This window comes from Marinicauda salina (assembly GCF_003122085.1).
Classification (GTDB): domain Bacteria; phylum Pseudomonadota; class Alphaproteobacteria; order Caulobacterales; family Maricaulaceae; genus Maricicauda_A; species Maricicauda_A salina.
This window is the reverse complement of record NZ_QEXV01000001.1, coordinates 181755-205215: the sequence shown is the minus strand read 5'-3', so window position 1 is coordinate 205215 and position 23461 is coordinate 181755. Positions and strand designations below refer to the sequence as shown.

The window sequence follows — 23461 nt, the reverse complement described above, 5'->3', positions numbered from 1 at the left end:
GCGGCCGGGGTTTCATCGAGCCGGACCTGACATGAGCCACGCTCCCGAAACCATCGCCGAGGCGCTGGCCCGGCTCGGCCGGCTGCACCCGAAGAAGATCGACCTGTCGCTCGGCCGCATCGAGCGCTTGCTCGACGCGCTGGGCCGACCGCAGGACACGCTGCCGCCGGCGATCCATATCGCGGGCACCAACGGCAAGGGCTCGACGGCGGCCTTCCTGAAGGCGATTTCCGAGGCCGCTGGCGAGCGCGTCCACGTCTACACCTCGCCGCATCTCGTGCGCTTCAACGAGCGCATCATGCTCGCCGGCGAGATCGTCGACGACGCCCGCCTGGCCGACGCGTTCGCGCGCTGCGAAGCCGCCAACGGCGAAGCCGAGATCACCTTCTTCGAGATCACAACCGCGGCGGCCTTCCTCATGTTCTCCGAGACGCCGGCCGACCGGCTCATCCTCGAGACCGGGCTCGGCGGGCGCTATGACGCGACCAACGTGCTCGCCGCGCCGGACGCAACGGTGATCACGCCGGTCAGCCTCGATCACAAGGAGTTCCTCGGCGAGACCATCGCCGAGATCGCCGCGGAGAAGGCCGGGATCATCAAGACCGGCCGGCCGCTCGTCGTCGGCCCGCAGACCGACGCCGCCCGCGAGGTGATCCGGCGCGAGGCCGAACGCCTCGACGCGCCGGCGCGCTTCTGGGGCGAGGATTTCCGCGCCTTCATGGAACACGGCCGGCTGGTCTACGAGGAGGAGGACCTCCTGTGGGACCTGCCCGCGCCGGGCCTGATCGGGCCGCACCAGGTGTCCAACGCGGCGACCGCGATCGCCGCGGCGCGCGCCGTCGGGCTCGGCGAGAAGGCCGCGCGCGGGGGCGTGCCGGCGGCGCGCTGGCCCGCCCGTCTGCAGCGCCTCACCGAAGGCCCGCTCCACGCCGCCGCGGAGGCGGGCCGCGGCGAGCTCTGGCTCGACGGCGGCCACAACGCCGCGGCCGGAGAGGCGCTGGCGGCCAGCCTCGGCGAGATGGAGGCGAAGGCCGAACGCCCGCTCGCGCTCATCGCGGCGTTCTCGACCAACAAGGACGCCGAGGCCTTCCTGGCCTATTTCCAGGGGCTCGCGGGCCTGGTCGTGGCGGTGACCTTCTCCGGCGGCCGCGAGGGCGCCAAGCCCGCCCAGGAGACCGCCGAGGCGGCCCGCCGCGCGGGCCTGCCCGCCCAGACCGCGGCCGGGCTTCTCGAGGCCGTCCACGACGCCTGCGACGCGCTCGACGGCCCGCGCATACTCATCTGCGGCTCGCTCTATCTCGCCGGCGAGGCGCTGGCGTTCGGGGGCGAGGACCCGCAGGCGACGGCGGGGTAGGGGCTCAGCCAGAACGCTCGGTCATTGGGCTTGCCTGCACCCGCGAAAGCGGGTGACCCAAGGACCGATGAAGACACGCAGCGGGCTGGGCCCTTGGATCCCTCGCCTTCGCGAACGCAGGCAAGTCCGAGGACCGAGACGGACAGGGGCCCTCCCTCCCCCTCCGTGGGGAGGGTGGACCGGCCCTCGTCCTTCGAGACGCCCCGATCCCCTCATCCTGAGGAGGCCGCGAAGCGGCCGTCTCGAAGGACGGGGATCGGGGCCCTCAGGATGAGGGCCTTTGATGCAATGTCGCCGGGTTCACGCGCTGGCCTCACCCCACCCCGCTCGCTTCGCGGCCAGGGTGGGGTGATCCCGTCGCCGCCGCAGGCCCCCACCCCAGCCCTCCGCCGCAAGCGGGGAGGGAGAGGCGCGGACGCCGCCGCTTCGGGTTCAGCCTTTCTACCGGCTCCGCTCGACCGCGGCGCCGCACCAGTGGCCGTCCTCGCCGTAGGCGACGGCGTGGCCGGCCGCGAGAAGCGCCTCGGAGAGATCGCGGCCCTCTGCGTCGGACAGACGCGCCACGACGCGCCCGGCGAAGCTGCCCTGCTCGACCGCGGCCAGCGTGACGGGCGAACCCGGCGCGAGGCGCTCGCGGACGAATCCGGTCGCGGCTTCCCCGGCCGCGCGCTCGGCGTCGCAGCCCGGCCGCGAGATCTCCGGGGCGTCGACGCCGGCCAGCCGCACGCGCGTCGCGACGGTGTGGCCCGGCCAGATCCGCGCGGTCACGGCGATGGTGTCGGCGTCGATCACGCGCACGACCTCGGCCGGGATCGGCCCCGGCAGGGGCTCGGACGCCGCCGCCGGGGCGGCGATGACGAGCGCGAGGAGGAGCGCGGTGCGGACCATGCGCCCACGATAGGATTATGATCCGATCCCCGCAACGTGCCGGAGGTTGTGGGATGCGCTGGACTCGCGTGTGCACGCACCCCCTCTTCCCCGACGCAAGTCGGGGCCCAGGAGAGGTCGGACCGCCGAGTCCGATGATCTCTGGGTCCCGGCTTTCGCCGGGAAAGAGCGGCGTGCATGGGCGCGATCAGCCCGCAGCGCTAGAAATCATACGCCACGCCGGACTTCTCCCAGTCGCCGTAGCGGGTGGGTTCGGGGCCGTCGGGGCCGCCGCGCTCTTTCGGGCGGTTTTCGCCCTTCGCCTTCTTCCGGCGCGCCTCGGCCTCGGCCAGGGCGCGTTGCGCCTCCGGCGTGAGCGGCTTTCGCGGCCCGGAGTCGTCGGCGTTTTCCGGCGTCTGTTCGTCGTCGCGCATCGCTTGCGGTCCCGTGGTTTCTCACCCACTTAACTAGGCGCTCGACGCCGCCCGGCCAAGCCGGCGCTCGCCAGGGAAGACGGAACCCCATGCTCGCCAACACGCTTCGCACCTTCGCCCTGATCGCCGCGCTGACGGCGATCTTCATCGCCGTGGGCTGGCTCATCGGCGGGGCGACGGGCGCGACCATCGCCTTCGTCGTCGCCGCGGCGATGAACGTCTACGCCTGGTGGAACGCCGACAAGATCGTGCTGCGCATGCACCACGCCCGCGAGATCACGCCCGACGAGCGCGATCCGCGGCTGCTGCAGTTCGCCCGGGACGTCGTCGCGCTCGCCGACAATGCGCACATGCCGCGCCCGCGCATCTACGTGATCGACACCGATCAGCCCAACGCCTTCGCCACCGGGCGCGATCCGCACAACGCCGCGGTGGCGGCCACGCGCGGCCTGCTGGAAAGGCTGGACCGGCGCGAGGTGATCGGCGTGATGGCCCACGAGCTGGCGCACGTGAAGAACCGCGACACGCTGACCATGACGGTCACCGCGACGCTGGCCGGCGCGATCGGCTTCCTGGCCAATTTCGCGCTCTTCTTCGGCGGCGGGCGCGAGCGCGGCGGGCTGCTCGCGGGCATCCTGATCGCGATCCTCGCCCCGATCGCGGCGGCGCTGGTGCAGATGGCGATCTCGCGGGCGCGCGAGTACGAGGCCGACCGCGTCGGCGCGGAGATCGCCGGCCAGCCCATGTGGCTCGCCTCGGCGCTGGAGAAGATCGAACGCGCCGCGCGCGGCACGATCAACGCCGACGCCGAACGGAACCCCGCGACGGCTCACATGTTCATCATCAACCCGCTTAACGGGCAGGGCGCGGACAATCTGTTCTCGACCCACCCGGCGACGGCGAACCGCATCGCGCGGCTGCGCGAGATGGCCGGCGCCGGGGCGCGTCCGCCGGCGGGGCCCTGGGGCCATATGGGCCCGTGGGGCGGCGATATCGACGGCGACGGTCCCGACCGGCCGCGCGATTTCGGCGGGCCGTGGGGTTAGAGCGTGATCAGGTGAAGTGGGAACCGGTTCACCGGTTCGATCACGCGACCACTGAGAAAGGGAGCGTGATCAGGTGAAGCAGGGACCGGTTCACCGGTTCGATCACGCGACCACGAAGAATATGCCCGAGCAGGGTCGATGCGATCCTGCTCCAGGCTGAGTCCCGCGCGGACGAGGAGACGAGAATGGGCGAAGGATTCATGGCCGACCTGCCCGGCGTGCTGGCGCTGCTGTTCATCGGCGCCGGGATAGGGGTGATGATCTTCTTCGGCGCGCTGGTCGCGCCGACGGCGTTCCGCACGCTCGGCGAGGAGACCGCCGGGCCCTTCATCCGGACGATCTTCCCGATCTATCACGTGATCTTCATCGCGCTCGGCGCGCTGGCCACGATCAGCGCCTGGCTCGCCGGCGCGCGCATCGGCGCGGTGCTGCTGGCGCTGGTCACCGCGGGCTTCGTCTATGGGCGCTTCGCGCTCTCGCCGGCGATGGACAAGGCGCGTGCGTCGAAGGACAAGCAGCGCTTCGCCGCGCTGCACCAGCGCTCCATGCTGATCAATCTCGCCCAGCTGGCGGGATTCATCGTCGCGCTGGCGCTGATCGCAACGCGCTTCTGACGCACATGAAACGGGCGGCCCGCAGGCCGCCCGCTCAAGTTTGTCGATCCGGCCCCGGGCCTACTCGGCTTCCGGGCCGCTGACGCCGAGATGGGATTTCTTCGGCTCGGCCGCCTTGGCGGCGAGGATCGCCTTGACGCGCTGCTCGATCTCGTCGGTGGTCTCCTTGACCACGTCCTTGGCCTCCTCGTGCTCGAGGCGCACCTTCATCCGATGGCCGTACTCGTCCCGCGCCGCGCCGAGCGCGCGCTCCGGGGCCATGAGGATGAGACGGTCGTACTTGCGCGCCTCGGCGTCGGCGTTGAGCCGGTCCATCAACCGCTCGATGAAGCGGGTCTTCTCCAGCTCGTGGCGATCGGTCTGCTGGACCGAGGAGCGGCCGTGGGCGACCTGGGCGTCGACGCCGGCGCGCCCGCCCCCGGCGTCCTGGTAGCGGCCCGGCGCGTCGGTCGTCTGTTCGCGGTCGGGCGGATTGTCGTTGTCGAAGCGCTCGATCAGCTCGAGATCGGGCGCGTCGTCGAAGCCGTCATTCCTGTAGATCAGGGCCTTGCCGCCGTCGAAGACCGCCACCCAGAGCACCTTGTCCGGATCAGGACGCATGAACTTTCCTCCCGTCTGGTCGTGGACATTCTAGCAAAGAACGCCGCGACCCGACGGGCCGTTTCCTCGCGCCGCGTCGAAAGACCGCGGAATTCAGCTCGCCGGCTGGCGCGTCGTGAAGGTCGTCAGGCAGGCGTCGGTCAGGCGCCACCGCTCGTCGACGAACTCGAAGCGGCAGGCGGCGTGGTCGTAGCCGCCGCGGCCGAATTCCGGCCCGGGCAGGTCCGGGTTCTGCAGCCCCTGCAGCCGGCCCTCGGGGAAGGCGTAGCTGATGCGCTGGTTCTCGCCGGCCTCGCGCCGGTGCACGCAGATCGGCGGCTGCATGAGCACGCTGCGCACCGAGCGGTCGCCCATGCGCCGGCCGAAGATCTGGTCGCGAACTTCCGGGTCGAGCTCGCGCACCTGCTCGGCGAGATCGGCGGAGGACGGGCTCATCAGGTCGGCGAGCCGGGCCTCGTCGTGAGCGACGATCGCGGTGAAGACGGCCTGTTCGCCCGGATCGGGCTGCACGCATGCGAGATCGGAGTCGGTGGTCACGCAGGCGGCGAGGGAGACGCCGGCGATCCCGGCGGCGAGCACATGGCGAGGAGACATCAAAGCTGACCTTCTGGCGGAGCGGATGGGCTCACAATGCCCAAGCCCCGGCCTCAGGCCAAGGCCGAGGCGCCGTCGTGCTTAACCGCAGCCTCCTCCGGCCATGGCGTCGATCCACGCCGCCACGAGCGCGACGCCCTCGCGGTCGGCGACCGAGCGGCCGAGTTCGGGCATCATGATGTCGGCCCGATCGCTCGCCATGCGGTGGACGAGGATGGAGGCGTCGGCGTCGCCGGGCACGATGCCGTAGACGCGCCCGCCGGTGCCCCGGCCCGCCGCGATCGGCGGTTTGCAGAAGCCGAGATTGGGGCCCGCCGGCTCCCATGATTCCAGGTAAAGGCCCGAGGTGTCCGCCGGTCCGGTGCGCGAATGGCAATGGGCGCAATTGATGTCGAGATAGCTGCGCGCGGCGTCCGTCAGCGCGCCTTCGGTTTCGGCGAGCAGCGCCGGGGCCTCGCCGTTCCAGGCCGCCGCGCGCGGGGCGGCGGCGTCCGGCGCGGGTCCGCCCGCGAGCAGGCCGTGCTCGCGCCAGAAGGCGAGCTGGTTCGCCGTACCGTCGGCGTAGGCGAAGTCCCGGTTGAGATGGCGCGCCTTCGGTCCGATCGGGCGGATTCCGCCGGCGGTCGTGTCGGTCTCGTGGCAGTTGGCGCACTGGTTGACGTTGGGCACGAGATAGTCGAGCGCCCGCGCCTCGCCGGAGGCCATGTCGACGAGCGAGAGCTCGAGGAAGTCGCCGGTGCGCGAGAGTTCGGCCGCCCGCTGCGCCTCGTCCCAGACATACGGCAGCGCGTCCCAGCCGTCGGCGCGGCGGACCAGCACCCGCGTCTCGATCAGGCGCACCTCGGAGAGGTCGAGCGACCGGCCGTCGAAATGGGCCATCGCCTCGCGGCTGAGCGCGACCTCGTCGAAATCGCCGTCGGCGCGGGGATAGTAGAAGGTCTTGGTGATCACCGTGCCGACGGGAAAGTCGAAGCTTTCCCGGTCCTCCCAGCCCGCCGGCGCCGCGCCGTCGGGGATCCACACCGTGCGCAGCTTGAGCGCGTAGTCGGAGAACAGCGCGGTGTTGAGATCGTAGGGCGTCACGCCCTCGGCCAGCTCAAGCCGCCCGTCGCGCACGACGAGCTGGCCCCAGTCGGCGAGCGCGGCCGGGTTGGTCTCGGCGTGGAAGGTCGGGTCCGGCGCGGCTTGCTCCCCGCACGCCGCCGCGGCCAGCCCAAGAAGACCGGCGGCGATCGCGGCGGCGAAGCGGCGGGTCATCTAGAGATCCAGCTCGACCGGGGCGAGGGGCTCGAGGATGCAGTCATTGGCGTCGCCGACCATGCTCGGGTTGGCGTAGTCGTTGGGCGCGTCGACATTGACCATGGCGGCGTCCGGCGCGCAGATGCGCAGCGGCGGCGGCAGGCGGCCGTCGACCAGCTTGGCCTCGTCGACATAGCCGTCCCAGAGCACCGGCGGGATCCGGCCCGTCGGGCCGAACATCGCCACGCGCAGGGCGTGCAGCTCGACGCTGTCGGGGTTCATGCCGCCGGCCTCGTACTGGTTGTCGTGGATGTAGATCCCCTCGGGATAGGGATCGAAATCCTCGGTCACGCCGAGCTCGGAAAAGCCCGCCGAGTGTAGCGAGGAGATGATGACGTGGGCGGTCCGGTTGTTGGCCAGCCGGTTGTTGAAGATCTCCACGTCGTCGTTGGAATTGACGATGATGCCCGTGCCCGCCGGCACGCTGGCGACCGGCGTGCCCTCATGGCCGAAATTGTCGGTGTTGTTCTCGAAGACGTCGTTGTCGTAGACGCGGGTGCCCGCGCCCGGCCGGGGCAGGTTGGGCATGTTGAACACCAGGACGCCGCCGGTGTTGTTCGTGGCGACGTTTCCGTAGACGTCGGCGCGGTTGGAGTTCTCGATCTCGATGCCCGCGACATTGTATTCGGCGCGGTTGTTGCGCACGACGATATTGTCCGACTGGCCGACATAGATGCCCGCGTCGGACGCCCCGATCGCCACGGAATCCTCGATCAGCACGTTGGTCGTCTGGACGGGGTAGAGCCCGTAGGCGCCGTTCTCGGTGTCGGGCCCGTTGGTCCATTCCACGCGCACGCCGCGGATCACGATATTGGTTCCGTCGGTGATCTTCACCGCGTCGCCGATCGTGTCCTCGATGGCGAGGTTCTCCAGCGTGAAATCGTCGGCGCCGGAGACCAGCAGCCCCTCCGCGCCCTGGCGCTGATCGGCGAAGCTGAGCACGGTCTCGTCCATGCCCTGGCCGCGGATGGTGACGTCGTCGACGGTGAGCGAGAGGCTGCGCTCGATCACGAACACGCCGGCGGGGATCTCGATCACGTCGCCCGGCTCGGCGTCGATCAGCGCGGCGCGGAGTTCCTCCTGATACTCGCTGTCGGCATCGGAGACATCTCGCGTTCCGCGTTCGCCGCAGGCGGCGAGCGTCGTCGCCCCGGCGAGAATCCCGACCAACAGAAATGCATGCATGCGGCTCATCGCGGCCTCTCCCCGGCGCCTGCGGAGCGGACGAACCGCTCCCGTCGACGCAAGGGTAAGCGCGCCGGCGCGGGCCTGTCGAGCCGGGAGTTAACGGCGTTCACGCCCGGCTGGGGCGGCCTCAGTCGGTCAGCGCGAACAGGGCGTAGAAGATGAACGGCGTGGCCAGCATCGCCGGGATCACCAGCACCTCGAAGCCGAACAGCCAGACGCCCACGGCCAGCAGCAGCATGACGTTGAGCGCCAGCAGCGGCGCGCCGCGATGCGGGTCGCGGCCGGCCTCGCGCAGCATGCCGCCCAGCACAGGCGTGGCGAGCACGGCGCGGCCGAGCAGCCCCATCGCCGCGTGGACGACGGCGGCCGGCCGCAGGTGGAGCGCGGAGGAGCGCTGCGCCGGGCGCGCCGCGATCGCCATGATCCAGGCCATCAGTGCGCCCGCCGCCAGCGGCGAGGCCGCGGTGAGCGCGCCTTCGCCCGTCGCCGCCAGGATCGCCGTCGAGCCCGCGCCCATCGCGAGCGCTGCGGCGGGCATGGCGCGCAGGGCCCAGCGCGCCGGTCCCCAGACCGGCGCCTCCTCGCCGGCGCGGCCGGCCATGGAGTTGGCGACATAGGCCAGCCCGGCGATCAGGTGCCAGAGCACCAGCGGCAGCGAGACCGCGATCAGCGCGGTGACGATCGGCACGTCGAGGCCCGGCTTGGGGCCGGGGAAGACGAAGGCCCACAGTCCCGCCCAGAGCAGGAAGGGCAGCAGCATGAAGCCGCCGACGAGATAGGGCAGAAATCGCATGATCGGGTCCTCGCATCGATTGCGAGCCCGATATCGCGATCGCGGCCGCCGGCCGCAACGATCACCGGCGCCGCCAAATAGCGCGCAGGAATTGCGGGGTTATTCGGCCGGCGAGCGCCGCCGCCTCACGCCTCGACCTTGCGGTTCTCGACCAGCGCGTCGACGACCTCCGGATCGGCCAGCGTCGAGGTGTCGCCGATCTTGTCGATCTCGCCCTCGGCGATCTTTCTGAGGATCCGGCGCATGATCTTGCCCGAGCGCGTTTTCGGCAGGGCCGGCGTGAAGTGGATCAGCTCGGGCGTGGCGATGGCGCCGATATCCTCGCGGACCATCTGGCGGAGCTCCTTTTCGATCGCCTCGCTCGGCTCGGCGCCCTCGATCAGGGTGACATAGCAATAGATGCCCTGGCCCTTGATGTCGTGGGGATAGCCCACGACCGCGGCCTCGGCGACGAGATCGTGCTCGACCAGCGCGCTTTCGACTTCGGCGGTGCCGAGCCGGTGGCCGGAGACGTTGAGCACGTCGTCGACGCGGCCGGTGATCCACCAGTAGCCGTCGGCGTCGCGTCGCGCCCCGTCGCCGGTGAAATACATGCCCGGCACGGTGCGGAAATAGGTGTCGGCGAAGCGCTCGTGATGGCCATAGACGGTGCGCATCTGGCCCGGCCAGGACGTTCGCAGGACCAAATTGCCCTCGGCGGCGCCCTCGTCGGGCAGGAGGTTACCCTTCTCGTCGACGAGGCCGGGCAGGATCCCGAACAGCGGGAAGCTCGCCGAGCCGGGTTTCAGCTTGTGCGCGCCGGGCAGCGGCGTGATGACGTGGCCGCCGGTCTCGGTCTGCCACCAGGTGTCGACGATCGGGCAGCGGCCGTCGCCGACGACCTGGTGATACCAGCGCCAGGCTTCGGGATTGATCGGTTCGCCGACCGTGCCGAGCAGGCGCAGCGAGGACCGGTCGTGCTTCTTCACCGGCGCTTCGCCCATGCGCTCGAGCGCGCGGATGGCGGTCGGCGCGGTGTAGAAGGTCGTGACCTTGTGCTTGTCGACGGCGGCCCAGAAGCGGTCGGGTCCGGGGAAGGTCGGCACGCCCTCGAACATCATCGTCGTCGCGCCGTTCGCGAGGGGCCCATAGACGATGTAGGTGTGGCCGGTGACCCAGCCGACATCGGCGGTGCACCAGAAGATGTCGTCCTCGCGATGGTCGAAGACATAGTCGTGCGTCATCGACGCCCAGACCATGTAGCCGCCGGTCGTGTGCAGCACGCCCTTGGGCTTCCCGGTCGATCCCGAGGTGTAGAGGATGAAGAGCGGGTCCTCCGCGTTCATCGGCTCGGGATCGCATTTCGCGTCGACGGTTTCGGCCAGCTCGTGATGCCAGTGGTCGCGATCGGCGTTCCAGGGCACGTCGGCGCCGGTGCGCTTGACGCACAGCACCGCCTTGACGCCGGGCGCGTCGGCGAGCGCCTTCTCGACATTCTCCTTGAGGGGAACGACGCGGCCGCCGCGCACGCCCTGGTCGGCGGTGACGACGAACTCGCTCTCGCAATTGTTGATGCGCCCGGCCAGCGCCTCGGGCGAGAAGCCGCCGAAGACGACCGAATGGATCGCGCCGATGCGCGCGCAGGCCAGCATGGCGTAGGCGGCTTCGGGGATCATCGGCATGTAGAGCGTGACGCGGTCGCCCTTCTTCACCCCGATCGCCTTGAGCTCGTTGGCGAAGCGGCAGACCTCCTCGAACAGCTGCCGATAGGTGATCGCGGCGTCGTCGGCCGGATCGTCGCCCTCCCATAGGATGGCGGTCTTGTCGGCGCGCTCGGGCAGGTGGCGGTCGATGCAGTTGGCGCAGGCGTTGAGCGTCCCGTCCTCGAACCAGCGCACGTACAGATCGTCGGGGTCGAAGGAGACGTCGGAGATCTTCGTCGGCGTCTCGATCCAGTCGATCCGCTTGAGCTCCTCGGCCCAGAACCCGTCCGGGTCCTCGATCGAGCGGCGGTACATTTCCTTGTAGCGCTCCGGCGTGATCCGCGCGTCCTTGAAGCTCTCCGGGATGGGGATGATCTCGTCGTGCATCGCGCGGTCTCCGCCTGCGGGGGATGTCGACATGGACAATGACTGATCGGCGGCGCGCCGCGCAAGCCGCGCCGGGCGCGCGTCATGTCGCACGCGGCTTGCGCCGCGCGCGGCGATCGGCTCCTCTCGCCCCGCGCAGTGAAGGGAGTCGCCGCGATGCAGCTTCACCAGGCCAGCTGGCCGGAGATCGAGGCCTATCTGGAACGCTCCAAGGGGATCGTCATCCCCATCGGCTCGACCGAGCAGCACGGGCCGAACGGGCTTCTGGGCACCGACGCGATCTGTCCCGAGGTGATCGCGAAGCACGCCGGCGACGAGGCGGGCTTTCTCGTCGGGCCGACCTTCAATGTCGGCTGCGCCCAGCACCATCTGGGCTTTCCCGGCACGATCACGCTGCGGCCCACGACCATGATCGCCGCGCTCAACGACTGGATCGAGTCGCTCGTGCGCTGCGGCTTCCAGCGCATCTATTTCCTCAACGGCCATGGCGGGAACATCGCCACCATCGACGCGGCCTTCGCGGAGAGCTACGCTAACTGGTCGCTCGACGGCGAGGCCTGCCCCTACCGGCTGAAGCAGGCCAACTGGTTCACGCTTCCGGGCATGATGGAGCTGTGCCGGTCGATCTTCCCGGAGGGCGAGGGCAGCCACGCCACGGCGTCGGAGGTCTCGGTGACCTATTACGCCTATCCCGATGCGGCCAAGGACGTGGCGATGGAGCCGAAGATCGCGCCGAGCGGCGGCTTCGCCGACGCCGCGGATTATCGCGCGCGCTTCCCCGACGGGCGCATCGGCTCGGATCCCTCCCAGGCGACGGCGGAGAAGGGCGAGCGCATCGTCAAGGCCGCCGCGGCGAAGCTGATCGAGGACGTCGAGGTCTTCTTCGCGCGTTGAACTTGCGGAGGCGTCGCGCCGCGCGCCACACTCCCCGGGCGGTTCAGCCGCACGGGGAGGATGTGTTGATGAAGACGTTCCGGATGATCGCGCTGGGCGCGGCCCTGCTGGGCGCGGCGGCCTGCTCGGAGGAGACCGAACCCGACATCTCGCCCTATGCGGGCGGCGAGGGCGAACGCACGGACCAGGAGGCGCCCGTCGCCCCCGAGGCGTCCGGAGCCGCCGCGAGCGAGCTCGACCGCGCCGCCGAGGCCGCCTGCCGGGCCGGCGCGTCCGGCTTCGCCGAGGCGCTCCCGATGGGATCGAGCGTCGCGTCGAGAGCAGCCGACGAGCACGTTTATATCGGTTGCGCCGTCGACGGCGCGCGCCGCGAATGGACCATCCCCGCCGCCGATCTGCCGACGGCGTCGCGCACGGCGTTCGACTCGGTCGTCACCGGTCATTTCCAGCGCGGGGTCATGCCGGGCTCGGATTCCTCCGGCACGGGCGTTTACGAGATGGACGACGGGCGCATCTGCGTGGTGCAGACCGATCCCATGCTGGTGCGCGCGCTCTGCTCGGCCGGCGAGGGTGCGGCGTCGGTTCTCGCCGACGGCTAGAGCCTGAGCGCCTCGCCGCGCAGCAGGGCGGGCAGGTCGCCGGTCTCGCCGCCGGCGGTGCGCATGAAGAAGCGCCGGGCGGCCGGGACCTTGTCGACGAGCGACAGCCCGAGGCCGCGGACCGCCCTGAGCGGTCCGATATCGTTCGAAAACAGCGTGTTGAAGAAATCCGTGCCCAGCGCCAGCGCCGCCGAGTCGGTCTTGCGCCAGCGCTCGTAGCGCGCGAGCACCGCCTCCGAGCCGGGATCGAGCCCGGCGCGTTTCGCCTCGACGAGCACCTCGGCGAGGGCGGCGGCGTCGCGGACGCCGAGATTGAAGCCCTGCCCGGCGATGGGATGGATCGCGCGGGCGGCGTCGCCGACCAGCGCCAGGCGATCGTCGATGAAGCGTTCGGCGACCTTGAGCCCCAGAGGATAGGCCCAGCGCGGACCCTCCGGCGTCAGCTTTCCCAGGAAGTCGCCGAAGCGCGCTTCGAGGGCCTCCTGGAAGCCGTCGTCGTCCATGTCCTTGAGCGCGTCGGCGGCCTTCGACCGCTCCGTCCAGACCAGGCTCGAGCGATTGTTCGGCAGCGGCAGGATGGCGAACGGGCCGGCGGGCATGAAGAACTCGTAGGCCACGCCCTCGTGGGGAAGCTCGTGGGCGACGGTGGCGACCAGTCCCTTCTGGCCGTAGAGCCGTCCCACGGTGCGGATGCCCGCCTGCTCGCGCAGGGTGGAGAACTTGCCGTCGCAGGCGATCACCAGCGAGGCGTCGAGCCGGCCGCCGCCTTCAAGGTGCAGCTCGGCGCCGCCCGGCCGCTGATCCATGCCGAGCGCGCGCTCGGGCGCGAAGACGGGCAGGCCCGCCTCCTCGGCGGCCTTGGCCAGGGCGACGCGCGTGAACCGGTTCTCGACCATCCAGCCGAGCGGCTCGCCGTCGTCGTCGGGGGATATCTCGCGGCGGTCGAAATGCAGCTGGTCGCGTCCCGGTCCGCCGGGCTTCAGCCCGTCGGAGGGCCGTCCGTCGACGACGAGGATGTCCTCGATGCGCTGAACGTTTTCGCCGAGATGCGTCGCCGCGCCGACGGCCTCAAGCATGCGGAACGAGGTGTAGGCCAGCGCCGAGGCGCGTCCGTCGAAAGCCGGCGCGAGCCGGGTCTCGAGCGGCAGGGCGTCGACGACGGCGACCTTCACGCCGGCCTTGTGCAGGGCGAGCGCGAGGGTGAGCCCGGCCAGGCCGCCGCCGGATATGGCGACATCGCCGGAGAAGAGGGGCTTGCGTGTCATGGCGCCGAGACTAGCGCGGCGGGCGCGCGATGACACCGGCGAAACGTCGCGTCAGCTCATCCCGCCGAGCGCGCGCTGCACCCAGCCGAGCGGGCCGGTGAAGGCGAGCGGGCCGTCGGTGACGGCCAGCGCGATGCACACCTCGCCGGGTTCGGCGACGGGCTTGTGCTCGAGCTCGGGATCGGCGGCGCACACTTCGCCCTTGCCGTAACGGTCGTAGCCGTCGTGGAAGGCGCCGGTGAGCACCAAGGTGAATTCCTTGCAGTCGTGGCCGTGACGGGGCACGCCGCGGCCGGGCTCGAGGCGGATCAGTTCCGCCTTGGCGCCGTCCTCGGACATCAGCTCCATCTTGCGCACGCCGGGCCCGGCGAAGCTCCAGCCCGCGCCGCGCGCAAGCGCCAGGTCGCGGATCGGCTCGGGCAGGTCGAGGATCTCCTCGAGCGCCGCGCCGGCGGCCTTCGCCGCCTTGCGCCCGGCGGCGTCGCCGCGCGCGGCCGCATCGATGGAGCCGGCTTCGCCGACGCCGGCTTCCTCGGCGTCGATGATCGCCATGACCTCTTTGAGCGCGCCGTTCTTGAGCGGCTCGGGCGCCGCCGACTCCAGGAGCGCGCCCGCGACGCGGTCGGCGTCGGCGCGCTGGCGGCGGACGCCTTCGTCCAGGAAAGCCTGCGAATCGACGAGCAGCCGCATCGGTCCGGATAGCGCTCCGGACGCATAGGCGGCGTAGATCTCGTCTCCAAGCGGATGATTGGTCATGGCAGCTTGCATGGTCTTGCGGCGTCGCCTCGCTTCGCCCGGGGAGCGGATATTGACCGATCCGATGGCGAATCAAGGCTGGGTCCAGGATTCTTCATGCGGGGGTACACGGCGCCTAAAGGTCCTCCGGGTTCAGCGTCTTGCGCAATTTGTCGAAGGCCAGCCGCAATCGCGACTTCACCGTGCCCAGCGGCGCGCCGACGCGTTCGGCGATGTCGGAATGCGACAACCCGTCGAAGAAGGCCATGCGCAGCAGGGTGAGCTGGTCCTCGGGCAGCCCGGCCATGGCCTCGCGCACCCGGTCCTCGCGCTCGGAGGCGTGGACCGCGTCGTCGGGGGCGATGTCGTCGGGCGGCTGCAGCATCGGCTCGTGGGCGTCGAGCTCGGGCTTGTCGGCGCGGCGGGCCGCATCGATCCGGCGATTGCGCGCGATGCGGAAGATCCAGGTCGACGCCGAGGCCTGCGTGCGGTCGAACTGGCCGGCCTTGCGCCAGACGGCGAGCATCACCTCCTGGGCGATCTCCTCGGCCAGCGAATCCGAGGCGTTGAGCCGCCGCAGATAGGCCTTAACGCGGGGGGCGTAGAACGCGAAAAGCTGCGCGAACGCCTCGCGGTCGCGCTGCGCCACGGCCTCGACGAGCGCGTCGAGGCGCGCGCGATCCGGCGCGGCTTCGGTTCCAACACTGGTGTCGGCCAAACGCGCCACCCGTTACAAGCGATCTTCGATTGATCAGACCGCCGGCGCGTCGTGAAATCAACCGCGCTTGCCTTGAAACCGCCGAGGTGCGTCGGTTTATAGCGATCCCAAGGCGTCGAGCAGCCGCAACGGAGCCGGACATGATTCGCACGATTCTCGCCCTGATCGCCGTGTCCGCCGCGGGCGCCGCAACGGCGGCCGCCCAGGAGCCGGAATTCCAGGGCGCGCATCGCGACTGGCGGGTGTTCACGCGCGCCGCCGGCGACGATCTCATCTGCTACGCGCTCAGCCGGCCGCAGGACTCCCGGCCCGGAAACGTCGATCACGGCGACGTCTATTTCATCGTCGCGACCTGGGCCTCCGGCGCCGCCGAGGAGCAGCCGAGCTTCCTCGCCGGCTACACGCTGCGACCCGACAGCCCGCCGCGCGTGCGCGTCGGCTCGGACAGCTTCCGCATGTACGTCTCCGAGCAGGAGGGCTTCATCGAATCCGGCCGCGACGAGGAGCGGCTGGTCTCGGCGATGCGCCGCGGCGCCGACATGCGCGTCGAGGCGACCTCGGCGCGCGGCACCGCGACGGCCTACGAGTTCTCGCTGATGGGCATCACCGCGGCGCTGCAGGACGTCGAGGATCTGTGCGGGTAGCGGCGTTCCCGGGTTCGCCATCCCGATCACCTCATCCTGAGGCGCCCGCCGACAGGCGGGCCTCGAAGGATGTGAAGGTGAGCGTCATCCCATCCTTCGAGGCTCAGCTGCGCTGAGCACCTCAGGATGAGGGCGCCGCTTGATCGCGCCTGGCGAACAAGCCCCTACCGCTTCTTCTTTCCCTTCGCCTCGCCGGGTTTGAACGCCGGCACGCGGATCTTGATCTTGTGGTCGGCCGGGCCCTTCTTCCCGTCGGGCATCAGGCCCCGGTAATAGCCCTTCTGCCACTTCTCCTCGGCGGCTTCTTCGTCGCCGGATTTCAGCCGGCCGGAGAAGTCCGACCGGCTTTCGCGCCAGATCTGCATCTGCTCGTAGGTCTTCGGATCGGCGTGCAGCGGGCGGATCTCCGGCGTCACCCGGTCGAACAGGTCGCGGCGCACGGGGAAGAAATGGGCGACCGCCTCGCCCGGCTCGAAGCGCACTTCGCCGGGCCGGGTGAAGCGCCAGTTCATGGTGAAGGAGTACGGGCTCCAGTCGGTCTCGATCACGCCCGACAGCCCGAAGATCCCGTCCTTGGGCTGGTTCGTCGGGCCGGTCACCCAGATGTTCCAGCCTGGCGGGGTCCTGAGCAGGAAGCCCATCTCGAAGGTGAGGATGCCGGCGCCGAAATTGGTCATCGCCGCGCCGGGCTTGTTCATGGCCATGGGGTCGTCGAGTTCGACCTCGACATCCTCGACCCGGTCGCCGCCGTTCCAGCGCGCGGTCACGCCCGTGGGCGCGAACACCTCCCAGCCGTGCTGGCAGGCCGCGGCCAGCGGCAGGCAGCGATAGGCGAAGCTTTCCGGGGTTTCGTCCATCCAGTCGCGGCGGGTTTCCGCGGGCCGGACGGGCGGGTCCTCGGCGGTGAGCGGGTGGAGAAGAAGTTTCATACCGACCTTGTCGCGCATACCGGCGCGGGGGTTCAAGCGTCCCGCCCTCGCATCGCCGCGCGGTTTCGACTATATCCGCGCTCCATGACCACCACGCTGAATCTCGCCGCGGCCGATCGGCCGGCCGACCCCGCGACCCCCTCGCTGGCGGGGCTGACGCGCGCGCAATTGCGCGACGCGCTCGTCGAGTCCGGCCTGGTCGAGGCGAAGAAGGCGAAGATGCGCGCCGAGCAGCTCTGGCGCTGGATCTATCATTACGGCGTGACGGATTTCGACGCGATGACCAACGTGTCGAAGGATCTGCGCGCCGGTCTCAAGACCCGCTTCACGCTGGACCGGCCCGAGCTCGTCGAGCGCCAGGTCAGCGGCGACGGCACGCGCAAATACCTCATCCGCTTCGCCCCGGGCGTCGAGGCCGAGACCGTCTTCATCCCGGGCGTGGGCCGGGCCGGCGCGCTGTGCGTTTCGAGCCAGGTCGGCTGCACGCTCAACTGCACCTTCTGCCACACCGGCACGCAGAAGCTGGTGCGCAATCTCACCGCCGCCGAGATCGCCGCCCAGGTGATGATCGCCCGCGACGATCTGGGCGAATGGCCGACCTCGAACGAGGACCGCCAGATCACCAATATCGTCTTCATGGGCATGGGCGAGCCGCTCTACAATCTCGACCATGTCGCCGACGCCATCGACGTGATCAGCGACGGCGACGGGATCGCCATCGGCCGGCGGCGCATCACCGTGTCGACCTCGGGCGTGGTTCCCAAGATCGTCGAGCTGGGCGAACGCACCCGCTCCATGCTGGCCATCAGCCTGCACGCGACGAACGACGAGCTCCGGAACGAGCTCGTCCCGATCAACAAGCGCTACCCGATCGCCGCGCTGATGGACGCGATCCGCGCCTATCCGGACCTGTCCAACTCCAAGCGGGTCACCTTCGAGTACGTCATGCTCAAGGGCGTCAACGACAGCCCCGCCGAGGCGAAGGCGCTCGTGAAGCTGCTTGAGGGCGTGCCCGCCAAGATCAATCTCATCCCGTTCAATCCCTGGCCGGGCAGCGCGTACGAATGCTCGGACTGGGAGACGATCGAGACCTTCGCCGAGATCGTGAACCGGGCCGGCTACGCCAGCCCGATCCGCACCCCGCGCGGCCGCGACATCCTGGCCGCCTGCGGGCAACTCAAGTCGACCTCGGAGAAGATGCGCGCGTCCGAGCGGAAGAAGCTCGAGCGCGCCGCCGCGGAAGCCAGCCCGGCGGCGACGGCGAACGCGCATCTCTACGGCGAGGGAACGAACCTGGCGTGAGGATCCGCCGCGCGGTTCGTGGACGGTTCATTACAAAGCGTCAATGAACTTCGTTTAACTTGAGCAACTTAGACCATCACCACAGCTTGGCTGCATCACGTTTCTGGCGATGCGGGTCCGGCGGTGAACGATCCCTCTTCAACGATCGAGCGCGTTCGGTTGGCGGCCGGCCGCGGCCAGGTCGCCGACGCCGCGCGGCGCTTCGCGCGCGACCGGCGCGTGCTGATCGAGAATGTTCTCCGGGAGGAAGACGCCGCGCGGCTGCACGCAGCCGCGGCGTCCTGGACGCGCTGGAACCTGGTCACCCGGATCGACAGCGCGCACCGCGATTTCAATCCGGCGGGGCTGGCCGCGCTGCCGCAGGACAAGGCCGCCGTCGTCCAGGGCCTGATCGACCGCGAGGCGCGACAGGGATTCCAGTACCTGTTCGAGACCTATGCGCTCTATGACGCCGCGCGCGCCGGGCGCCTTGACGATCCGGACCTGGGCGCGGCCTTCGCGTTCGTGCGCTCGCCGGAATTCCTCGAGCTGGCGCGCACGATCACGGGCCGGTCAGAGATCGCCTACGCCGACGCGCAGCTCACGCGTTTCCGCGCCGGCCATTATCTCGCGCGCCATGACGACGCCGTCGACGGCAAGAACCGGGTCGCGGCGTATGTGATCAATCTCACGCGGGGCTGGCGCGCCGATTGCGGCGGCCAGTTGCAGTTTGTCGACGGCGACGGCCATGTCGAGCGCGCCTACACGCCGACCTTCAACGCGCTGGCGATGTTCGAGGTCCCGACGCCCCACGCCGTCAGCCCGGTCGCGCCTTGGGTGGACGGGCATCGGCTGTCGATTACGGGCTGGCTGCGCAGCGGGCGCGAAGCGGGGGTCTGAACGGATCGGCCGCGCCCGGCGCGGCGCGATCGCGCGGCTCCGCGATCCGGCGCCTTGCAGGAACATGAACAAAATTTCACACTCCGCTCATCTGGTATGCAGCGCCCGGGGGGAGCAGACGATGAGCGACGTGCAGTACGAGGTGAAGCCGCTGTTCGTGGAGCCGGTCTTCACCGCGGACATTTCCCACGCGATCTCCGACGATCAGGCCGAGTACATCAAGAACCTGAAGATGGTTCAGAACAAGACGAACCTGATCTCGGAGGACCTGTACATCTTCGAGGATCCGAAGCTCAAAAGCATCAAGTCGGCGATCCAGAAGGTGATGGGGATCTACGCCAAGGAAGTCGTCGGCATCAGCCAGAAGCTCTATGTCACCCAGTCCTGGGCGCTGACCAACCCGCCCGGCGTGGGCATGCACGGCCACTCCCACTCGAACTCGATCGTGTCGGGCTCGCTCTACTACGCCGACCTGCCCAAGCCGGTCGCCAACATGATCTTCAACCGCCACCGCCTCTACCAGCAGATCGAGCTGCCGCCGGAGCCCGACAAGCGCACGATCTACAACACCGAGGTCAATGTCGTGCAGCCGAAGAAGGGCATGGTCGTGCTCTTCTCCTCGAGCCTTCAGCACCTCGTCGAACCGAACAACACGCCCGAGCCGCGCCACTCGATCGCCTTCAACAGCTTCGTGAAGGGAACCATCGGCAGCCATCGCGACGTGTCCGAGCTGAGGCTGTAGCGCGGCCGCCGGTCGCGGACGCTGACGCGCCCGCCTGCGCGTGGTAGGCGATCGCCCATGACCGACTCGCCGTCCCCGGAGGCCCCGACCGGCGCCGCCGATCCGAAAAATCTGACGCCCCGGCGCATCGCGCTGGAGGCCGCGCTCGCCGTCGAGATCAAGTCCGCCGCGCTCGACGCGGCGCTGGCGTCGCACCCCGAGCACAAGCGGCTGGAGACGCGCGACCGCGCCTTCGCCCGCGCGATCGCGGCGGCCGGCGTGCGCCGGGTGGGCGCGCTCGACGCTGCGCTGGCCGCGTTCATGGAGCGGCCCCTGCCGGATCGGGCGATGCGCGCGCGCTGGGTATTGCGGCTTGCGGCGGCCGAGATCCTCGAGCTGGAGAACGCCGCCCACGCCGTCGTCGACGCCTGGGTGGAGCTGATGGCGTCCGACGAGACCACGGCGCGCTACAAGGGGCTCGCCAACGCCGTGCTGCGCCGCGTCGCCGAGGCCGGCGGGGAGCCGTTCGCCGCCGCCGATCCGCTGGCCGACCTGCCCGCCTGGCTCGCCGAGCGCTGGGTCCATTTCTACGGCGACGACGTCGCCCGCGCGATGGCTGCCGCGCGCGCGGGCCATCCGCCGCTCGACGTCACCGTGCGCCCGGATCTCGACCCGGCCGAGATCGCGAAGGCCCTGGAAGGCCAGGTGCTGCCCACCGGCGTCGTGCGCCGGACCGATATCGGCGATGTCGCCGCGCTGCCCGGCTTCACCGCCGGCGAATGGTGGGCCCAGGACGCCGCTGCGGCGCTGCCCGTGGCGTTGCTGGCGCCGCAGCCGGGCGAGCGCATCGCCGATCTGTGCGCCGCCCCGGGCGGCAAGACCCTGCAGATCGCCGCGGCCGGCGCGGAGACCATCGCCGTCGACCGCTCGGCCAAGCGCCTGAAGCGCGTCGAGGAGAATCTGGCGCGGGTGAGGCTCGCCGCCGAGATCGTCGCCGCCGACGCCGCGCTGTGGCGCCCGCCCGCGCCGCTCGACGCCGTCCTGCTCGACGCGCCGTGCACGGCGACGGGCACGCTGCGCCGCCGGCCCGACGTCGCCTGGACCAAGCGTCCCGCCGATATCGAGCATCTCGCCGGGCTGCAGGCGCGCCTGCTGGACGCGGCCTGGGCCATGCTCGCGCCGGGCGGCCGGCTGGTCTACTGCACCTGCTCGCTGGAGCCCGAGGAGGGCGAGGACCAGCTCGCCCGCTTCGTAGCGCGCACCTCCGACGCCCGCGTCGACCGTGTCCGGCCCGAGGAGCTGCCCGGGCTCGAGGACGCGATCGACTCCTACGGCGCGGTGCGCACCCGGCCCGACATGTGGCCCGAGCTCGGCGGGCTCGACGGCTTCTTCATCGCCCGGCTCACGAAGGCGCGAACCTGAGCGAGGCCGGCCGCGGGGCCAGCTTGCGAAGGGGGGAGGGCGCTGATATGCGGTTGCCATGGCCCGCCCCCTCCGCATCGCGCCGTCGATTCTGTCCGCCGATTTCGCTCGCCTGGGCGAAGAGGTGAAGGCGGTCGACGACGCCGGGGCCGACTGGATCCATGTCGACGTGATGGACGGGCATTTCGTGCCCAACCTGACGATCGGGCCGGGCGTGGTGAAGGCGATCCGTCCGTGGTCGGACAAGCCCTTCGACGTTCACCTGATGATCTCTCCGGTCGACGCCTATGTCGCGCAATTCGCCGAAGCCGGCGCGAACGTCATCTCCGCCCATCCCGAGGCGGGCCCGCACTTTCATCGCACCGTCCAGGCCATCAAGGCGGCCGGCGTCAAGGCCGGCGCGGCGCTCAATCCCGCGACCCCCGCCTCGAGCATCGACTACGTGCTCGAGGAGCTCGACCTGGTGCTGGTGATGAGCGTCAATCCCGGCTTCGGCGGGCAGAGTTTCATCGACGGCCAGCTCAGGAAGATCGAGGCGCTCCGGGGCATGATCGACGCGCGCGGCCTGGACACGCTGATCGAGGTCGACGGCGGGGTGAACCCCGAGACGGCGCGGCGCTGCGCCAACGCCGGCGCGGACGTGCTGGTGGCGGGCTCGGCGGTGTTCCGCGGCGGCGCCGACGCCTACGCGGCGAACATCCAGGCGCTGCGCGCGGCGGACTGACGAGGCGATGGGCGAACAGGTGAAGATCGCTGACCTGGCCGCCGCCCTGCAGAGGCGGACGCGCCGGGAGCTGTCCGACGTCGCCAACGCGCTGTCGCCCTACCGGCTCGCCGTCCTGTCCGGGCGGACGCCGTCGGGCCTGGCCGTGGCGCCGCGCGATCTGCGCGCCGGCGACAAGGCGAAGGGCGCGGCCATCCTGTCGGGCCGGTTCGCGCTCGGCGGCGAGACGATGACGCTGGAAGCCGGCGAGAGCGTGTGGACGCGGCCCGCGCCGTCGCGCCGCTTCGCCGCGGCGCTTCACGGTTTCGACTGGCTGCGCGACCTGCTCAGCGTCGAGGAGCCGGAAGCCGCCGCGTTCGCCGAGACGCTCGTCGACGACTGGATCGCCGAGTTCGGCGCGTGGAACTGGTTCGCCTGGGACCCCGCCATTCTCGGCCGCCGCATCGGCGCCTGGATCGCCGCCGGCGAGGCGCTGTTCGGCGACGCCGAGCCCGACGCGGCGCGGCGGCGCCTGGCGAGCCTCGCCCGCCAGACCCGGCGCCTGCGCCGCACCCTGCCGCTGATGGCGCCCGACCGGGACCGGCTGACGGCCTCGATCAACCACGCGATGGCCGCAGTCTGTCTTGACGCGGGCGGGCGCGCGCTGGGCGATGCGAACGCGCTGCTCGCCTCCGACCTGACCGCGCAGATCCTGCCCGACGGCGGCCATGTCAGCCGCAATCCGGAGACGGCCGCCGATGCGCTGATCGGCCTGGTGACGCTCGAGGAGGCCGCCGTGCGCCGCGGCGTCGAGCTGCACGGCGAGGCGCGCCGGGCGATCGACCGACTGGCGCCGATGGTGCGCTTCTTCCGCATGCCCGACGGCGGACTGGCGGCGTTTCACGGCGGCGGCCAGGGCGACGCCCGCGCGATCACGACCGCGCTCGAGATGGCCGACGGCGCGGAGAAGACCTTCGAGTTCGCCCCGCACAGCGGCTATCACCGCGCCGAGGCCGCCGGCGCGGTCGTCGTGCTCGACGCCGGCGGACCCGCCCGCGGACCCCACGCCGCCGAAGCCCACGCCAGCGCGCTGGCGTTCGCGCTGAGCGCGCCTGGCGGGCGCATCGTCGTCAATTGCGGCTGGTCGGCCGACCAGCCCGCGCCGTGGCGGGAGGCCGTCCGCGCCACGGCGGCGCATTCGGTGCTCACCCTCGAGGAGACATCCTCGGCGCGGCTGCTGCAGCCGGGCATGCGGCGCAGCCTGCTGGGCCCGCGCGTCGCCGAGGGGCCCGAGCCGGTGAAGGCCCGGCGCAACGAGGAGGACATGGGCGTCTGGCTGGAGGCCAGCCATGACGGCTATCGCGCCCGCTACGGGCTGTCGCTGAGGCGCCGGCTCTTCCTCGCCGCCGACGGCGGCGACCTGCGCGGCGAGGACGGCCTGTTCCGGCCCGTCGAGGACGGCCCGCCCGACGACCCCGAGGCGCGGCTGCGCTTCGCCATCCGCTTCCATCTGCATCCCGACGTCCGCGCCTCGCTGTCGCGGGATTCGATGAGCGCGCTGCTGGTGCTGCCGAACGGCGACGGCTGGCGCTTCCGGACCGACGGCGGGCCGGTGCGGCTGGAGCGCTCGGTCTATCTCGCCGCCGGCGCGCCGCCGCGGCGCTCCATCCAGCTGGTGGTCTCCGGCGACGCGGAGCCGTATGGTGGGGGCGACAGGCCGCCCAACCGGGTGCGTTGGGCGTTCCAGCGGCTGGGGCGCGTCGGCGCGGCCGGCTGAGCCGACGACGCGAGA

Annotated in this window: 24 protein-coding genes; 12 read left to right on the top strand and 12 right to left on the bottom strand. The window is 70.8% G+C overall.

Annotated elements, in window-relative coordinates; translation table 11 throughout:
- Positions 1–31: 31 nt before the first annotated feature.
- Positions 32–1354, top strand: coding sequence for a bifunctional folylpolyglutamate synthase/dihydrofolate synthase (locus DDZ18_RS00790; RefSeq protein WP_109251456.1), 1323 nt, complete (start codon positions 32–34; stop codon positions 1352–1354).
- Positions 1355–1795: 441 nt separating this feature from the next.
- Here DDZ18_RS00790 and DDZ18_RS00785 read toward each other — a convergent pair whose 3' ends face one another.
- Both DDZ18_RS00785 and DDZ18_RS00780 read right to left on the bottom strand, forming a co-directional pair.
- The gene (locus DDZ18_RS00785; protein ID WP_109251455.1) at positions 1796–2242 is read right to left on the bottom strand and encodes a thermonuclease family protein; all 447 of its coding nucleotides are present in this window, start codon (positions 2240–2242) and stop codon (positions 1796–1798) included.
- 200 nt (positions 2243–2442) lie between these two features.
- Positions 2443–2655 (bottom strand): DUF1674 domain-containing protein, encoded by a 213-nt coding sequence (locus DDZ18_RS00780; RefSeq protein ID WP_109251454.1) that lies wholly within the window; start codon positions 2653–2655, stop codon positions 2443–2445.
- An 89-nt stretch (positions 2656–2744) separates the two neighbouring features.
- Between DDZ18_RS00780 and htpX the strand changes: the two genes are divergently transcribed.
- Entirely contained in the window at positions 2745–3701 is a 957-nt protein-coding gene (gene htpX / locus DDZ18_RS00775) for a zinc metalloprotease HtpX (protein ID WP_109251453.1), read from the top strand.
- Positions 3702–3886: 185 nt separating this feature from the next.
- Positions 3887–4315: a DUF4149 domain-containing protein gene (locus tag DDZ18_RS00770; RefSeq protein ID WP_109251452.1), complete on the top strand. Its 429-nt coding sequence runs from the start codon at positions 3887–3889 to the stop codon at positions 4313–4315.
- A 60-nt stretch (positions 4316–4375) separates the two neighbouring features.
- On the opposite strand, the gene DDZ18_RS00765 is transcribed toward DDZ18_RS00770, so the two are convergent.
- The 6 genes from DDZ18_RS00765 to acs form a co-directional block, all read right to left on the bottom strand.
- Complete coding sequence (locus DDZ18_RS00765) at positions 4376–4915, bottom strand: baeRF12 domain-containing protein (RefSeq protein WP_109251451.1); 540 nt, start codon at positions 4913–4915, stop codon at positions 4376–4378.
- 93 nt (positions 4916–5008) lie between these two features.
- Positions 5009–5509, bottom strand: coding sequence for a hypothetical protein (locus DDZ18_RS00760; RefSeq protein ID WP_146190576.1), 501 nt, complete (start codon positions 5507–5509; stop codon positions 5009–5011).
- An 81-nt stretch (positions 5510–5590) separates the two neighbouring features.
- The gene (locus DDZ18_RS00755) at positions 5591–6766 is read right to left on the bottom strand and encodes an SO2930 family diheme c-type cytochrome (RefSeq protein ID WP_109251449.1); all 1176 of its coding nucleotides are present in this window, start codon (positions 6764–6766) and stop codon (positions 5591–5593) included.
- A complete protein-coding gene (locus tag DDZ18_RS00750) occupies positions 6767–7993 on the bottom strand; it encodes a parallel beta-helix domain-containing protein (protein WP_109252184.1) in 1227 nt (408 codons plus the stop codon).
- Between the two features lie 130 nt (positions 7994–8123).
- Positions 8124–8789, bottom strand: a complete 666-nt coding sequence (locus DDZ18_RS00745; protein WP_109251448.1) for a hypothetical protein — start codon at positions 8787–8789, stop codon at positions 8124–8126.
- A 125-nt stretch (positions 8790–8914) separates the two neighbouring features.
- The gene (gene acs, locus DDZ18_RS00740) at positions 8915–10858 is read right to left on the bottom strand and encodes an acetate--CoA ligase (RefSeq protein ID WP_109251447.1); all 1944 of its coding nucleotides are present in this window, start codon (positions 10856–10858) and stop codon (positions 8915–8917) included.
- A 156-nt stretch (positions 10859–11014) separates the two neighbouring features.
- Here acs and DDZ18_RS00735 point away from each other — a divergent pair, with 156 nt between their 5' ends.
- Entirely contained in the window at positions 11015–11752 is a 738-nt protein-coding gene (locus DDZ18_RS00735; protein ID WP_109251446.1) for a creatininase family protein, read from the top strand.
- A gap of 68 nt (positions 11753–11820) precedes the next feature.
- Positions 11821–12351: a hypothetical protein gene (locus tag DDZ18_RS00730; protein WP_109251445.1), complete on the top strand. Its 531-nt coding sequence runs from the start codon at positions 11821–11823 to the stop codon at positions 12349–12351.
- Here DDZ18_RS00730 and DDZ18_RS00725 read toward each other — a convergent pair.
- The 3 genes from DDZ18_RS00725 to DDZ18_RS00715 all read right to left on the bottom strand — a co-directional run bounded on the left by DDZ18_RS00725 (position 12348) and on the right by DDZ18_RS00715 (position 15078).
- Entirely contained in the window at positions 12348–13616 is a 1269-nt protein-coding gene (locus DDZ18_RS00725) for an FAD-dependent monooxygenase (RefSeq protein WP_109251444.1), read from the bottom strand. The genes DDZ18_RS00730 and DDZ18_RS00725 overlap by 4 nt on opposite strands.
- A 51-nt stretch (positions 13617–13667) precedes the next feature.
- Entirely contained in the window at positions 13668–14384 is a 717-nt protein-coding gene (locus DDZ18_RS00720; protein ID WP_109251443.1) for a ChrR family anti-sigma-E factor, read from the bottom strand.
- A 103-nt stretch (positions 14385–14487) separates the two neighbouring features.
- On the bottom strand, positions 14488–15078 hold the full coding sequence (locus tag DDZ18_RS00715) for a sigma-70 family RNA polymerase sigma factor (RefSeq protein ID WP_233245655.1): 591 nt from the start codon (positions 15076–15078) through the stop codon (positions 14488–14490).
- A gap of 131 nt (positions 15079–15209) precedes the next feature.
- Here DDZ18_RS00715 and DDZ18_RS00710 point away from each other — a divergent pair, with 131 nt between their 5' ends.
- Positions 15210–15713, top strand: coding sequence for an invasion associated locus B family protein (locus tag DDZ18_RS00710; protein ID WP_109251441.1), 504 nt, complete (start codon positions 15210–15212; stop codon positions 15711–15713).
- A 164-nt stretch (positions 15714–15877) separates the two neighbouring features.
- Here the strand turns inward: DDZ18_RS00710 and DDZ18_RS00705 are convergent, their stop codons facing one another.
- The gene (locus tag DDZ18_RS00705) at positions 15878–16642 is read right to left on the bottom strand and encodes a DUF6065 family protein (protein WP_109252183.1); all 765 of its coding nucleotides are present in this window, start codon (positions 16640–16642) and stop codon (positions 15878–15880) included.
- A gap of 84 nt (positions 16643–16726) precedes the next feature.
- Here DDZ18_RS00705 and rlmN point away from each other — a divergent pair, with 84 nt between their 5' ends.
- From rlmN to DDZ18_RS00675, 6 genes are all read left to right on the top strand, one after another.
- A complete protein-coding gene (gene rlmN, locus DDZ18_RS00700; protein WP_109251440.1) occupies positions 16727–17944 on the top strand; it encodes a 23S rRNA (adenine(2503)-C(2))-methyltransferase RlmN in 1218 nt (405 codons plus the stop codon).
- A gap of 159 nt (positions 17945–18103) precedes the next feature.
- Positions 18104–18823 (top strand): 2OG-Fe(II) oxygenase, encoded by a 720-nt coding sequence (locus DDZ18_RS00695; RefSeq protein WP_158272024.1) that lies wholly within the window; start codon positions 18104–18106, stop codon positions 18821–18823.
- Between the two features lie 121 nt (positions 18824–18944).
- Entirely contained in the window at positions 18945–19565 is a 621-nt protein-coding gene (locus DDZ18_RS00690) for a TIGR02466 family protein (RefSeq protein ID WP_109251438.1), read from the top strand.
- Between the two features lie 57 nt (positions 19566–19622).
- Complete coding sequence (locus DDZ18_RS00685; RefSeq protein ID WP_109251437.1) at positions 19623–20966, top strand: RsmB/NOP family class I SAM-dependent RNA methyltransferase; 1344 nt, start codon at positions 19623–19625, stop codon at positions 20964–20966.
- Between the two features lie 58 nt (positions 20967–21024).
- A complete protein-coding gene (rpe, locus tag DDZ18_RS00680; RefSeq protein WP_109251436.1) occupies positions 21025–21690 on the top strand; it encodes a ribulose-phosphate 3-epimerase in 666 nt (221 codons plus the stop codon).
- A 19-nt stretch (positions 21691–21709) separates the two neighbouring features.
- A complete protein-coding gene (locus DDZ18_RS00675; protein WP_233245654.1) occupies positions 21710–23446 on the top strand; it encodes a heparinase II/III family protein in 1737 nt (578 codons plus the stop codon).
- Positions 23447–23461: the final 15 nt, after the last annotated feature.

Coding starts and splice junctions, on each gene's coding strand:
- DDZ18_RS00790 (WP_109251456.1), top strand. CDS start 32: ATGAGCCACGCTCCCGAAACCATCGCCGAGGCGCTGGCCCGGCTCGGC.
- DDZ18_RS00785 (WP_109251455.1), bottom strand. CDS start 2,242: ATGGTCCGCACCGCGCTCCTCCTCGCGCTCGTCATCGCCGCCCCGGCG.
- DDZ18_RS00780 (WP_109251454.1), bottom strand. CDS start 2,655: ATGCGCGACGACGAACAGACGCCGGAAAACGCCGACGACTCCGGGCCG.
- htpX (WP_109251453.1), top strand. CDS start 2,745: ATGCTCGCCAACACGCTTCGCACCTTCGCCCTGATCGCCGCGCTGACG.
- DDZ18_RS00770 (WP_109251452.1), top strand. CDS start 3,887: ATGGGCGAAGGATTCATGGCCGACCTGCCCGGCGTGCTGGCGCTGCTG.
- DDZ18_RS00765 (WP_109251451.1), bottom strand. CDS start 4,915: ATGCGTCCTGATCCGGACAAGGTGCTCTGGGTGGCGGTCTTCGACGGC.
- DDZ18_RS00760 (WP_146190576.1), bottom strand. CDS start 5,509: ATGTCTCCTCGCCATGTGCTCGCCGCCGGGATCGCCGGCGTCTCCCTC.
- DDZ18_RS00755 (WP_109251449.1), bottom strand. CDS start 6,766: ATGACCCGCCGCTTCGCCGCCGCGATCGCCGCCGGTCTTCTTGGGCTG.
- DDZ18_RS00750 (WP_109252184.1), bottom strand. CDS start 7,993: ATGCATGCATTTCTGTTGGTCGGGATTCTCGCCGGGGCGACGACGCTC.
- DDZ18_RS00745 (WP_109251448.1), bottom strand. CDS start 8,789: ATGCGATTTCTGCCCTATCTCGTCGGCGGCTTCATGCTGCTGCCCTTC.
- acs (WP_109251447.1), bottom strand. CDS start 10,858: ATGCACGACGAGATCATCCCCATCCCGGAGAGCTTCAAGGACGCGCGG.
- DDZ18_RS00735 (WP_109251446.1), top strand. CDS start 11,015: ATGCAGCTTCACCAGGCCAGCTGGCCGGAGATCGAGGCCTATCTGGAA.
- DDZ18_RS00730 (WP_109251445.1), top strand. CDS start 11,821: ATGAAGACGTTCCGGATGATCGCGCTGGGCGCGGCCCTGCTGGGCGCG.
- DDZ18_RS00725 (WP_109251444.1), bottom strand. CDS start 13,616: ATGACACGCAAGCCCCTCTTCTCCGGCGATGTCGCCATATCCGGCGGC.
- DDZ18_RS00720 (WP_109251443.1), bottom strand. CDS start 14,384: ATGCAAGCTGCCATGACCAATCATCCGCTTGGAGACGAGATCTACGCC.
- DDZ18_RS00710 (WP_109251441.1), top strand. CDS start 15,210: ATGATTCGCACGATTCTCGCCCTGATCGCCGTGTCCGCCGCGGGCGCC.
- DDZ18_RS00705 (WP_109252183.1), bottom strand. CDS start 16,642: ATGAAACTTCTTCTCCACCCGCTCACCGCCGAGGACCCGCCCGTCCGG.
- rlmN (WP_109251440.1), top strand. CDS start 16,727: ATGACCACCACGCTGAATCTCGCCGCGGCCGATCGGCCGGCCGACCCC.
- DDZ18_RS00690 (WP_109251438.1), top strand. CDS start 18,945: ATGAGCGACGTGCAGTACGAGGTGAAGCCGCTGTTCGTGGAGCCGGTC.
- DDZ18_RS00685 (WP_109251437.1), top strand. CDS start 19,623: ATGACCGACTCGCCGTCCCCGGAGGCCCCGACCGGCGCCGCCGATCCG.
- rpe (WP_109251436.1), top strand. CDS start 21,025: ATGGCCCGCCCCCTCCGCATCGCGCCGTCGATTCTGTCCGCCGATTTC.